Raw genomic sequence first — 12698 nt, forward strand, 5'->3', positions numbered from 1 at the left:
GGTTTCCCATGCTTATAAGAAAATGGCCCATAGCCATTATTACCTTGTTCTCCCTGCTGTTGATCCTCGCAGCTTGCGGGAATAAGGAGACAGCTCTGACAGCACAGGCAGGACAAACTACACTGAACAAAGGATCTGCTGCCCCGATGTTCGACCTCAAAGATCTGGATGGTAACAAGGTCACATTGGCCAGTCTTGCCGGTGAAAAGGTATATGTGAAGTACTGGGCCTCCTGGTGTCCGATTTGTTTGGCCGGGATGGATGAATTAAACACATTAGCCGGTCAAAGCAATGGGTTCAAGGTGATCACGATCGTCAGTCCTAATTTTAAGGGGGAACAATCATCAGAAGATTTTGTACAGTGGTTTAAGGCGCTTCAGGCTGATCATACAGGTAATAACATAAAAGTATTGTTAGATGAAAATGGAACCTTCGCCCAGAAATTCGGAATAAGAGGATATCCTACCTCGCTTTACATCGGCTCTGATGGCGTTTTGGTTAATTCTGTGCCAGGCCACAATCCCAATGATGTCATAAAAGATACATTTAAAGTGATTTCTTAAGTATTACTAACCGAGAGGAAGGGAATGACTTGAAGCGACTTTTATATGCAGGTTCCTTGCTATTTTTTCTGCTTGTTATAGCCTATAGCGGTCAAAATGGGATCGTTAACAAAAGCAACCTGACAACAGCTGCTGGCGCGGGACACACGACTACGAGATCCGAAAACCCAAATGACAAGGTAGATTACTCACACAGCAACTTGCAAACGATCTATTTGGCGGGGGGCTGCTTCTGGGGGATCGAAGCCTACATTTCGCGGATTTATGGTGTACAGGATGTAACCTCCGGATATGCTAACGGGACAGGAGTGAACCCAACCTATGAAGATGTAGTTCGCGGAGACCGGGGGTTTGCCGAAACCGTTGAGGTGAAATACGACCCGGAACGCATCCAACTGACCGACCTGTTGACCGATTTCTTTAAAGTGATCAACCCAACTAGTGTGAACAAACAAGGAAATGATGAAGGTATCAATTACCGGACAGGCATTTATTATGTAAATGGCAACGATGCCTCCGTTATTAATGCAGTGGTGGCCAATCAACAGAAAAAATATACAAAAAAGATCGTCACCGAAGTGCTGCCGTTAACGAATTACTATCTGGCTGAGGAATACCACCAGGATTATTTGAAAAAAAATCCGGATGGGTACTGCCATGTCGATCTCACGATACTGGATCAGCCAACAAAAGTTGACCCTGCCCTGTATTCCCGACCGACTGACCAGGTACTGAAAACGAAATTAACGGATATCCAATACAAAGTGGCAGTCCTTCAAGATACGGAAACTGCCTATTCCAATGAATACTGGGATACGTTCAATCCAGGCATCTACGTCGATGTCACAACAGGCGAACCGCTTTTCTCCAGCCGCGATAAATATGATGCCGGCTGCGGGTGGCCTAGTTTCACGAAGCCAATCGATCCGGCTGTAGTGACGTACAAGAAAGATACCAGCTATAATATGATCCGTACGGAGGTCAGGAGCCGTGTAGGTGATATTCATCTGGGCCATGTGTTCGATGACGGACCTGCAGATTCGACTGGTAAAAGATTTTGCATTAACAGTGCTTCCATCCGATTTGTTCCGTTAAACGATATGCAGCGGGAAGGCTACGGATATTTACAATCAGCGGTCAAATAAATGTTAAGGGGCCTAAACCGATGTACACATTACTGATTGTAGAGGATGAGGAACTGGTCCGGAAGGGAATCAAAAAGTTTGTGCCTTTCGAGGCGTTTAACATTACGAATATCATGGAAGCTGGCAATGGTGAGGAAGGGCTCACGCTTTTCCTCACCCACCGTCCCGATATCGTGCTGCTGGATATTAATATACCGAGGATGAACGGGTTGGATTTTGCTAGAAAAGTCAAAGAACTGAAGCCAAATGTCAAGATTGCCGTCATTACCGGATATGACTATTATGATTATGCTGTTACTGCCTTGAAAATCGGTATCGATGACTATGTTCTAAAACCGGTTTCCAAAAATGACGTGTATGAAGTGCTGAAGAAATTAGTGGAAAAGCTCCAGGGCGAGCTGCAGCAATCAGAGCTGCAGCATCTTTTTAGCGAATATAAAACTGCGCTGCAAGTAACGGACGAATCTGGCAATAAGGCATCCATAGCACAAATCATTGAGGAAAACATAGCCAATCCGGATTTCTCGCTGGCCATTCTTGCGAGTCAGAAAGGGTTTAGTTCAGGGTACATGAGTGTCTTGTTTAAAAGATTGTTCAATGTGTCGTTCCAGGACTACTTGTTGGCTGCCCGTTTGGAGCGCTCAAAGCTTCAGCTCCTGATGTCCGACTTGAAAGTATATGAAATCTCATCGGCCGTAGGCTTCGACAATCCGAATTATTTCAGCGCCGCTTTCAAGAAGAAATTCGGGCTCTCCCCCCTGCAATACAGAGAAAGGACCAAACACTCGTGAAACGATTTACCCACTCCCTCCAATCTAGGATTTCATGGATCTATATGCTGATCAGCTTTGTAATGATCGGAATCATCGGCGCTGTCCTGTATGTCGGGATTTCCCGAGTGGTGCTAGAGGATTCGATCCAATCATCCAATATGGCGATATCAAAAAGCGGGACGTTAGTTGAAATGTATATTGATCGGCTGAAAGTTCTAACCACCCTGCTTGCCCGTAATCCCCAGACGATCCAAACCCTCTCCTCTCCAACGAAGGCCGGTGAGAAAGACGAGCTGCAATTTATCAATAATGTGCTGCTGTCCGATCCCTATATTAAATCCGTTGTGGTCATCGGCAAAGATGGATATGTGCTTTCCAATGAGAAGGAACTGAACATGAGGCGTTCTTCCAAAATGATGGATGAGCCTTGGTATGTGGCAGCGATCAATAGTACCAACCCGGTGTTGACCTCTGCCCGGATGCAAAAATTTTCGATGGACAAAGATAATTGGGTCATCTCCATGAGCCAGGAAATTAAAGATGCAGACAACCGCAATCTTGGCGTTGTTCTGTTGGACATCGAATATAAAGGCATCGAGGATTACTTGAACGATTTGGAGCTTGGAAGCAAAGGTTTTGCTTTTATTATTAATAGTAAGGGAAACATTGTTTACCATAAAGATCCTGCTTATTTTACCGATCCTGCTAAGCAAGAGCAATTAAGGAAAATAAGCTTGACGAAGGAAGGCTTCGACAATTCGCAAAATTTGCTTGTGTACAAAACAGAACTGAAAAATTCCGATTGGTCGCTGGTCGGTGTCAGCTCATTGGATGGCCTACAGCAAATTCGCTACCAATTGCTCCAATCGTTCGCTGTAGTCGGTTTAGGGCTGCTGTTGCTTATTATGGTGGTGTCTCCCTTCATAGCCAAAAGTATTACGCGTCCGATCCATCAATTGGAACAGGCGATGCAAAAGGTGAAAACAGGCACATTGGAAGTCAGTGTTTCGGAAACCGGCGTGGCGGAGGTGCAAGGGCTTGCGCAGCATTTCAATACGATGGTGTCAGAGATACGGAGGTTGATGCAGGAGATAGAAACGAAGGAGAAAGCGCTGCACACCTATGAATTAAGTGTACTGCACAGCCAAATCAATCCTCATTTTTTGTATAATACATTGGACGCAATTGTCTGGATGGCAGAATTTAACGAGAGTGAACGCGTCATTTCTATGACCAAAGCGCTGGCCAAATTTTTTCAATTGTCTTTGAGTGGCGGAAGTGAGTTAACGACGGTTGAAAATGAAATGAACCATGTATCCCAATATTTATATATCCAAAAGGAACGTTATGGAGAAAAGCTTCATTATCAAATCCATTTTGATCCGCTGCTTTCCACAGAAGTGATACCCAAAATCATTTTGCAACCTCTTGTAGAAAATGCGATTTATCACGGAATTCGGGAAAAGGAAGGCTCCGGCTTTCTGGAGATTACGTGCGGAAAGACAGATGGCGGTGACATCATGTTCGTCGTGAAGGATGATGGTGTCGGATTCGAGCCTGACTCGCACTCGCAAGCCTTGGCTCCCGAACAGCCATCTTCCCTGCCGAAACTGGGTGGTGTCGGCATCAACAATGTAGACGATCGTTTAAAGCTATATTACGGCAAGGAATATGGTGTCGCTATTCAATCCCAACTGGGAGAAGGGACAACAGTAAGGGTCGTGATTCCATCAAAAATTAGGAAGTAGGAGTGATTATTTAATCTTAAGCGAAACGCGGCTGCAGAACAATGCTGGCAGCCGCGTCTTGGTTTGATTCGGCATCAAATGTTGAAACATAAATAATGCCCTTCCGACTTCCTATTGCGGATCCGCATGTACGGTGGTGTGAGAGGACCGGGGTTAATCGCCCCCTCCTACTCGATTGCCTAAATTGCTTTAGGACGATATACGTTTGACAATTGACCTATTTTACAAATAATGCTGGTTTCATAGTCACCTTCTAGTGGTATGCTCTCAGTACAATATTTCTCCAGTTCTGTATGATTGCCGATTCTAACGGAATGAAGTACTTCTTTAAACATGCTTATATCATTCGCATCGTTCCCAAATACGATGAACTCTTTTCCTTTGAGGCCTACTTTTTGCAAAGCACTCCACTTATGAATATTTTGGGGGCTGACGTCAAGAACATTCTCATTTACATGCCTGTGAACAACACAATCTAATGAAACTAGTTGCTCAGACATTCGTTCCATGTTTGTACTGGAGAGAATGAGTATTTTAACAATTCGTTTAAGTGTTTCGAGTGTTACACTGTTTGCCAATTTCATAGGGTCTACATTATTTAAAATAGGATGATTTGATGGCCCTGTGTAAGCATAATCCCAATCACTATCAATTAAATAGGTAGCTTGATATTCTTGAATAAGTCCTATAACTGCTTGAACTTGATCGTCTGAAAAAGAATTAACTTGTACATTAGCACCATCAATTGTTACAAGTGAACCGTTACCTCCAATTAAACAGAAATTGTGAAACTTTTCATCAATGACTGGGAGCATGTCCCGGATCGGGCGAGCCGAAGCAAATATAACTTCATGTCCTGCTTCTATTAGTTTTTCTAAACATTGTACCAATCTATCTGAAATCGGCTGTCCTTTAAAGCAAATCGTACCATCCAAATCAAAAACAAATTTCATTTCATTTTCCCTTTCTTATCCTTTGTACTAAATGTATTTTATAGATTTTATTGGTTATCTCAAGTTTCTCTTCATCATTTCTGCGATTTCTTTGGTACCAATTATATCTAAATCAATCTATTTATAACAATATATATCGTTTAATGATATATTTCAATAACTGGAAACAAGCATGATACTACTTCGATTTGCATCCCTTTTCAAGACTCTATTTCGGATACTGAAACCTACTCATTAAAAGTTACTTTCCATAAGCTAAAAAAGCTGCCCGATACAAGGCAGCTAGTTAGTTTTGATCACTTAGTTTATGAATGAGCTCATTTACTCTTCTTTAGGATTTTCCCAGAAGTTATCACTTATACACAACCTAAATCTGAATGATAGGATCAGCAACCGCATCTCTCTCGACTAGAAGCAGCACCTTATGCCGTGTAGGATCTTCCCAGTCCTATCTCGTTAAGAAGTTGCCGATAAGCAATAGATGTGCGATCAGCCGGAATATGAGCTTCGGCCTGCAGATCAAGCGGTAAATCTTCCGGAGTCTGTGCTTCGACCATTTCGCGATCCTCTTGAAACACTTGCAAATTAAATTTGATGGTATCTTCAATAGGAACATCTTTATCGAAATTCCGTGAAATCGGACAAAACAAACGTGTATAGCGAGCGGATACCGGCGTTGCACAATTCAAGATCATCAGCCTTCCATCGTTTGGAAAGTATACGCTTAGTGAAGCCGCAAACGGAGGAAAAACACGGAATTCTCTAAGCCATTCAAATCCCTCGGGTGCAGGATTATCCTGACCTTTTCCGTAATTGCTAACCGTACTCCAATACTCGGCAAGTAATTCATTCCCTTCCCGCTTGACTTTGTATTGCGGTACTTCGGTGTTATTACGATCTCCGAATGTTTCTGTATGAACATAAGCAAAGTGCGATACATCTAAAAAGCCTTCCATCTGACGCCCCGCCGAACCGGCAATGTCGAAACTCGGGGGTAATACATTTAAATAGTCTGGATCATCCCATCCAGGAAACTCTGGTATCTGTTCTTCACTGGATAGAATAGATGTCCAAATCAAGCCATATTTTTCAACTGCCGGATAGACAATTAATTTTAATTTGGGCGAAATTTTAGCATCTGGATGCGCCGGAACGGACGTACACTTGCCTTCGCAGTTGTAACGGAATCCGTGGTAAGGACAAACGATTTCCCCGTTCTCAACCCAGCCCTTACTAAGGGGAGCACCTCGATGAAAACAAAGATCACGAGCAATGACCACTCTATCGTTGCTACGGTAACAAACGAGTTTCACATCCAATAGCTTTACACCAATCGGCTTTTCTGTGACTTCGCTTGCTCGAGCAATTTGATACCAATATTGGGCCAGCACATGCCAATCCTGAGGAGTGAACGTACAGTCTCGGGGAAGTTGGGATTATACGCTCATTTTCTTGTTTTCAGATATCATCATCGAGCTCACCTCACTGTCCATTCGTATGGTTAAGAATCATTTTAGTGTCAATTATCATTACGTACTAATAAAATCTTACTACTGCGTTATTTCAACGAGCAATATAGATGGCGATATTTTGTTTGAACAACCAAATACGAAGATATTTATTAGAATTGTTTACAAAAATTTAGTGTCGAGTGTTGACCTAACATACAGTTTTAGACAAAACACAACGACAGTCTGGGACGAGAAATAAAGTCCTAGACTGTCGCCGCTATTATTTATTTAACACTAATGTTTTCTGTTTACCTTGCTTTTTCTTAAAGAGTTTCATGTCTCCAGTAAGTTTTACTTTCAAGATAATGTAGCAATTTTCAATATCTTCGATTGCATAGCTTCTAACACGAATGTCTTCCCTTCAATACATCACTTTAACTTGAAAATCACATTCTGCTTTGTTTTCTTAAATTCTCAACGGCCTTAACAAATCGACTTCCTGACCGTTTCTCTCCCATGTGTCGCGAGGCCCGACACAAACATATGCGCATAATCGCGGTGATAGTAAGGTTGGATTTGTAATGTATTATCCACATGGCCATTAAGCTAAATGGTAGTTTACCGTGACTGAAAATTAAGATTTTGATCCCTCGTCTTAGGTGACTACTCAACAAAATACGGGCAAGACGATTCTTTGGGCGTCATTAAGGTCTCAAGTTTCTATCCACGCGGAATACCAGCATTGGTCAATGCTATACTAATCGTTTTGTAACAGAACTCAGCACTTATAAGAGCATCATAGTTTGGAGACTTAGAAACTAACATAGACACTTCCGAGGTAAGATAGCCGTTATAGCCTGCTCTATACATTCGCAGGGCAAAATCAGCATAATCAAACGCGGTCTCACCTGGGAGTGCAAAGCGCGAGTTCGGGTAACGTCCCACTACATCTTTGAGGTGTGTGGCATCCGTATATTGGATCAATTTATCAATCGACTCTTGTAAGGACTCACCAATAGCCTCAAAGTGACTGAAGTCAAAGTTCAACCTAAGAGCGGGATGATTGACCTCCTTTAACATCCATAATGATCGATTAGGGTTATACAACATTTGACCTACGTGAGGCTCAAGTGCAAGTACCGCCCCTGCCTCATAACATATTTGAACCCATTCGAATAAATTCTCCGCTGTGCGACTACGTAACTGATCCCAATCGCCGATTTTTCCATCGTCCGTTTTGATTACAACCGCTCGCTCCACTCCCATATCCGCGCTTAACTCCAGAACCCGCCGCAGTCCATCCAGATTGGCGGAGTGCTGTGCAGGGTCTGTTTCCGTCAGCTTGCCTGGTGTACCCATAAACGCGATGATGTCCAGATCAATATCGTTTAACATGCTACTGAACTGCGTGCGATCCATTTTCGTCAATCTTTGAGGTGATGTAGGCCACTCGGGCTTCACACAAATTTCTAATCCATCGAATCCAATTTCTTTCACCTGCTGAACGACCGTCGGGTATGGTGTCTTAGGCATCCCATAGTTTCCGTATCCAACTTTCACAAAACATCCTCCTAATAGTTTTATGAGAAAGCGCAAACTTCAGAATAAAACTACTGCAGTTAATGAAATACTTGATGCACTTTGGTCCCCGGGTTCATAGTTCCTGTTATAATTTCAAACATTAGGCACCACTCCAGACTTTAACGGTATGCATCTATTTTACTATAATAATGGATTAGATTGTTATTGTCCTTGTTGCGTTAATCTAGCCGTTACTTGAAACAAAAAGAGAGCTTACTGCGAAGCTAGCCCCTTAACTAATAATTACTCCCATAGGCTGCCGATCACGCCAGTAGCCTATTTATATGGTTGAACTAACGTTACCAGTTAGCGGAATGACCCTTTACTATAGTTTCTTCCATCAATGTATTCCAGCATATTTCTATTACCTGGTTAAACGACTTGTGGAATCCTCTTGATTGGAATTGATAGCTCCTGGTTGTAAGCCTTTTCTCTTAAAAATAGATCATTTACCAGTTTTCTTCCCGCCTTGTCCTGCATTATATGAAAGTATGGATGAATAAGGGAGGGGAACTAGGATGGCGGTTATTTTCAAAAAAGTGGAGGAGACGGCTATACTCTCCGCGGATGCCGAAGTCAAGACTAAAGATGGCGTCCTGGAGGTCAGTTTCGTGGAAACTCAGCGTATTCCTAACGGAAATTTGAACGGAGTAATGCAGATTTCCTTGAATGGAAAACCTTTGCTTATCACTTCGAGCAGCGTTATGCCGAAATCATATGAGGGCAAATCGAAAATTATCCAGCAGCAATTCAAAGTCTACGATGGCGACAAGGTTAACGAACTTAGCGAAGATTTGGCTCGGGCCTTTGGCAAGCTGAGAAAAGAGTTGATCGCATTCGAAAAGAAAAAATCGGTTACGCTAAGACTGCCTTGCTTTATTAGGATCCCGCTATGCCGCTTGACATACTCCCAATACATCGTAGCCTGCAGGCTCAGGGGGAGACCCGCTCTGGAATGTTTGCGGGAAGCAGAAGCCATCTACAATAACTGCAAAGGCAACTGCTGAATCACAACTCTCCTACTAGGATTTATGCTTATTTGATATAGTAAAGTAGAGAATAGAAGTTTCACAAGGGGACGTGCGCCCTACTGTTTTAACTGTCTGATCTTGCCTGATTTTGTTAACAGCAAGAAAGTCCCCTGATGTCTTGCAAGATCTGTTTCAGTCTGAGTCAGGTTTTCCTTTATTTTATTCCACTTCCCTACGTTATCGTGCCAGTTACTTCAACGACGAAGCAGACCACCCCGGACCCCGGCAGTCTGCTCAATTTCAATATCGTGTTCCTTTAAAGCAATTTTTAGGATCCTTGAACATACTTTATTGCCTCGATCTATTCTTTTTGCCCAGCACGTTTGGACATTTCTCCGTAATCTAGTTCTTCTAGCTGCTGATGTACCCACCATATATTTCCAAAAGGCTCGCTTACACGCCCCACTCGTTCGCTGTTCATTAAAAAGTTGCCGATATTTGTGATACGGTTCACCGAATTTAATATTTAACTAAACTGCCCGTCACTTCAAAGGAAACGGCAGCCAATCGTCTATCGGCTGCCTTCGTGTCTTCATTGAGCTATAGTTTCTCGATAGATAAGTATTCCTCTGAATAGCGCTTCGTGATCCAGGAAGGCTTCAATCAATTCGGGTTTCCCTACGATTCCTTATGTTTATAACCGTCAACTATTAAATCCAACTTTCCTGTTTCAGGATCGATTACAAGGCCATGAACTGGAATGTCTTTTGGCAGGAGGGGATGGTTCTTGACCGTTTGCACGCTTCCATTGACGGAATCTTCAACACTATCGAAACCGTGTAGCCACTGTTGCAAATTAATTCCGGCACTTTCGAGGGTGTCGATAGTTTCGGAAGATATGCCTTTCTCCTTCATTTTATTAATGGTTTCGCCAGGGTCAATACAGCTCATCCCGCAATCATGATGTCCGACCACAAACACTTCATCGGCATTTAATTCATATACAGCGACAATAATGCTGCGCATAACGCTGCCAAATGGATGCAAAACAATCGCTCCAGCATCTTTGATTATTTTAGAATTCCCATCCTTTATATTTAATGCTCGGGGAAGAAGGTCGGTAAGCCTTGAGTCCATACAAGTTACAACAACCATCTTTCTATCTTTAAATCTAGATGTTTTATATTTTTCAAATTCCTTCTTCTCTACAAATTCCGAGTTAAAGTGTAAAATATCATAAAGTCTATCCAAGCTTCTCACCTCAATTTCTCTCTTGATATCTTATTATCTTATCATAACTTACGAAGAACCCTCAACATGCCAAACTATATTCTTATTAAGCCTGTATCATCAATTTCTCCAAGTACGTAGGCTACCTGCCATCGTGCTTCATAAGCTTCATACATCAAAGTTTTATAAGCTAGGCATTTTAATACTCTCGGGTGTTCAATTTTTCCCATTCTCCGTATGTAACAGCTACTCCATCTGCACATTTCTTACGTTCTATCCGTTAATTTTGTTCATCTGATTGCTTAAAACTTCATAATAAGTGCACCTCCTTGATGGTGTTGGGGTTCAAACCCTTGGACAAACCCATCATATCGAGGTGCTCCTTTTTTGACAAAGACCATTTTTTAGGTCCTACAGGAAAGTTCACTGCCGCGAAGCAAGCCCCTCCATTATCATTCTCCGTTAGCTGAATACATGAATGCTACTTTATATATTCTATTATGGGTTTGAATGCCTGATACTCTTGGAAAAATTTATTATAATCGCCTTTTGAAAATATACCGGAAACCGCTAAACGGAAAATAATAGCTCGTATAATCATTTCTTTATATAGTTCATTATCTGGAAGCAGGTCTATCTCAGATACTTTGCTTCCTTGCCATGCTATACAATCACAAACTAAAATGGCTTCTGCATATTCTACTGGGGCAATTGTTGGAGAAAAATCAATTACTAAAGGACTCAAAACTTGGTCAAAAAGAATGTTTCCCGACAAATCGCTATGAACAATCTGTACCTTATATTTGCTCTTTTAGGCTTACACAATTAAGTAAATTATTAATTATTTCTTGTGTCTCTCTTGGCAATTCCCCGGGCAATTCATCTATTTGCCATGCTATACGATGACCCTTTGACCAAGGATTATCCGTATGAGGGAAGTCCCTAAAATTAATGGAAGATAAATCGCGATGAAATAACCTCGATACCTGAAGTTTTTCTTCTATTCGCCCTTTTGTATCCTTACCTATCTCATACTGAGTGCAAGCCCATCCTCCGCTTACAAAAGTACCGTATTTACTCTTATAGGCTTAGATACCCTATAACCTTTAGGGTTTAAATTGTAAAGAATATTCAGTAACCATTCAGAATGATGTATGTCATCCACAGTCTTTAATACAGCGTTACTAATTCTTACTGATGTATTTTGACCACCACTCAATGACACAATATCCCCACTAAGAATAAATGAATCTAGTATTTCTTTGGATAGCTCCATTTCTTCACCTTCCTAGCATACTACTTCTAAATATTCATTTTAATATTTCAATATAACCCTAGAAGAATCCTGCCCATCCCACGGTTTTAAAAGTTTATCTCACATATACTAGACACCGTTGTCCAATCTTGGGCATTTTTCGTGCTTTCCTGCAAAATATGCGCATTCGCATAGGATTTCCGCCCAAATTGAACAGGCTACCGATGATGCCGGCAGCCTGTTTGCCATGTTACTAAAGTCTCCGTTAGTTGAGCGAGCGTCATTCTTTAACCTACAATACGCTTCTCCGCGCTGTCTGTAACGGCAAGTTTACAAATGCGCTCCACCGGTCGCATCGAGTATCTTGTACAAAAATGCCTGTTTCCATGTAACGAACAGCTACAGACTCTCAACAACCCTTTGAGGGAGCCATTCCCCCTGGAAATCATGGCTTTTTTAATGTCTTGTAGTAAATATTTGAAATGTGATACCAAATTGGTCCGTTAGCATACCATAAGCTGGACTAAAATGAACTTCTCCTAACTGCTGCAGCACCTCCCCGCCTGGCAGCAGAGCTTCATAATATTGGCGAGCCTTTCCAGCATCATTGGTGGTAATGCATATTGTAACTTGATTGCCAAATTGCAACTTTTGACCCGGAATTATATCGGAGGCATACACATTAGTTTCCCCAATTTTTAGAATGGAATGGGAAATTTGTGCCTTCTCTTCTTCTGTTAATTGAACTTCAGGACTCAGGGGGCCTTCGTCAACCGTTTGCTTAAAAAGCACCGTGGCTTCCAGAGCCGTTTCATAAAACGAAATTGCTTCACTGGCGTTACCGTTAAACATTAAAAAGGGAATCAACTGCACTGTCATGTAGATCTCTCCTTCGAGGTTTATTTTATTTGTTCCTGACTTTAGCTTAGCCAATAATAGTGACAGCAATTGTCATTAATTATGAATAATAAAAAAAGAACGCCAAAAGAAAATGCCGATGTAACAACCCGAACATTTTCTTCCGCTCT

The 12698-nt window shown here is 41.9% G+C and carries 12 protein-coding genes; 5 read left to right on the forward strand and 7 right to left on the reverse strand.

Going from position 1 to position 12698, the window contains the following annotated elements:
- The first annotated feature begins 8 nt into the window (after window positions 1-8).
- The 4 genes from NV381_RS12995 to NV381_RS13010 are packed head-to-tail and all read left to right on the forward strand — an operon-like array spanning window position 9 to window position 4229.
- Window positions 9-563, forward strand: a complete 555-nt coding sequence (locus tag NV381_RS12995; protein ID WP_258213713.1) for a redoxin family protein — start codon at window positions 9-11, stop codon at window positions 561-563.
- Between the two features lie 29 nt (window positions 564-592).
- Window positions 593-1708, forward strand: a complete 1116-nt coding sequence (msrB, locus tag NV381_RS13000) for a peptide-methionine (R)-S-oxide reductase MsrB (protein WP_258213714.1) — start codon at window positions 593-595, stop codon at window positions 1706-1708.
- A 20-nt stretch (window positions 1709-1728) separates the two neighbouring features.
- Window positions 1729-2499 (forward strand): response regulator transcription factor, encoded by a 771-nt coding sequence (locus tag NV381_RS13005; RefSeq protein WP_258213715.1) that lies wholly within the window; start codon window positions 1729-1731, stop codon window positions 2497-2499.
- A 44-nt stretch (window positions 2500-2543) separates the two neighbouring features.
- The gene (locus NV381_RS13010; RefSeq protein ID WP_258213716.1) at window positions 2544-4229 is read left to right on the forward strand and encodes a sensor histidine kinase; all 1686 of its coding nucleotides are present in this window, start codon (window positions 2544-2546) and stop codon (window positions 4227-4229) included.
- Window positions 4230-4408: 179 nt separating this feature from the next.
- Here the strand turns inward: NV381_RS13010 and NV381_RS13015 are convergent, their stop codons facing one another.
- From NV381_RS13015 to NV381_RS13025, 3 genes are all read right to left on the reverse strand, one after another.
- A complete protein-coding gene (locus NV381_RS13015; protein WP_258213717.1) occupies window positions 4409-5182 on the reverse strand; it encodes an HAD-IIB family hydrolase in 774 nt (257 codons plus the stop codon).
- 422 nt (window positions 5183-5604) lie between these two features.
- Window positions 5605-6573, reverse strand: coding sequence for an aromatic ring-hydroxylating oxygenase subunit alpha (locus NV381_RS13020; RefSeq protein ID WP_258213718.1), 969 nt, complete (start codon window positions 6571-6573; stop codon window positions 5605-5607).
- Between the two features lie 780 nt (window positions 6574-7353).
- Window positions 7354-8193, reverse strand: coding sequence for a sugar phosphate isomerase/epimerase family protein (locus tag NV381_RS13025; RefSeq protein ID WP_258213719.1), 840 nt, complete (start codon window positions 8191-8193; stop codon window positions 7354-7356).
- 539 nt (window positions 8194-8732) lie between these two features.
- On the opposite strand from NV381_RS13025, the gene NV381_RS13030 reads away from it, so the two are divergent.
- The gene (locus NV381_RS13030; RefSeq protein WP_258213720.1) at window positions 8733-9221 is read left to right on the forward strand and encodes a hypothetical protein; all 489 of its coding nucleotides are present in this window, start codon (window positions 8733-8735) and stop codon (window positions 9219-9221) included.
- A gap of 642 nt (window positions 9222-9863) precedes the next feature.
- Here the strand turns inward: NV381_RS13030 and NV381_RS13035 are convergent.
- The 4 genes from NV381_RS13035 to NV381_RS13050 form a co-directional block, all read right to left on the reverse strand.
- A complete protein-coding gene (locus NV381_RS13035) occupies window positions 9864-10436 on the reverse strand; it encodes a beta-class carbonic anhydrase (RefSeq protein ID WP_258213821.1) in 573 nt (190 codons plus the stop codon).
- 460 nt (window positions 10437-10896) lie between these two features.
- Window positions 10897-11190 (reverse strand): hypothetical protein, encoded by a 294-nt coding sequence (locus NV381_RS13040; protein ID WP_258213721.1) that lies wholly within the window; start codon window positions 11188-11190, stop codon window positions 10897-10899.
- A gap of 282 nt (window positions 11191-11472) precedes the next feature.
- Complete coding sequence (locus NV381_RS13045) at window positions 11473-11691, reverse strand: hypothetical protein (protein ID WP_258213722.1); 219 nt, start codon at window positions 11689-11691, stop codon at window positions 11473-11475.
- 435 nt (window positions 11692-12126) lie between these two features.
- On the reverse strand, window positions 12127-12549 hold the full coding sequence (locus NV381_RS13050; protein WP_258213723.1) for a VOC family protein: 423 nt from the start codon (window positions 12547-12549) through the stop codon (window positions 12127-12129).
- Window positions 12550-12698: the final 149 nt, after the last annotated feature.

Origin of the sequence: Paenibacillus radicis (ex Xue et al. 2023), from assembly GCF_024722015.1 — a bacterium.
In the GTDB taxonomy this organism is placed as follows: domain Bacteria; phylum Bacillota; class Bacilli; order Paenibacillales; family NBRC-103111; genus Paenibacillus_S.

Coding starts and splice junctions, on each gene's coding strand:
- NV381_RS12995 (WP_258213713.1), top strand. CDS start 9: ATGCTTATAAGAAAATGGCCCATAGCCATTATTACCTTGTTCTCCCTG.
- NV381_RS13005 (WP_258213715.1), top strand. CDS start 1,729: ATGTACACATTACTGATTGTAGAGGATGAGGAACTGGTCCGGAAGGGA.
- NV381_RS13010 (WP_258213716.1), top strand. CDS start 2,544: ATGCTGATCAGCTTTGTAATGATCGGAATCATCGGCGCTGTCCTGTAT.
- NV381_RS13015 (WP_258213717.1), bottom strand. CDS start 5,182: ATGAAATTTGTTTTTGATTTGGATGGTACGATTTGCTTTAAAGGACAG.
- NV381_RS13030 (WP_258213720.1), top strand. CDS start 8,733: ATGGCGGTTATTTTCAAAAAAGTGGAGGAGACGGCTATACTCTCCGCG.
- NV381_RS13045 (WP_258213722.1), bottom strand. CDS start 11,691: ATGGAGCTATCCAAAGAAATACTAGATTCATTTATTCTTAGTGGGGAT.
- NV381_RS13050 (WP_258213723.1), bottom strand. CDS start 12,549: ATGACAGTGCAGTTGATTCCCTTTTTAATGTTTAACGGTAACGCCAGT.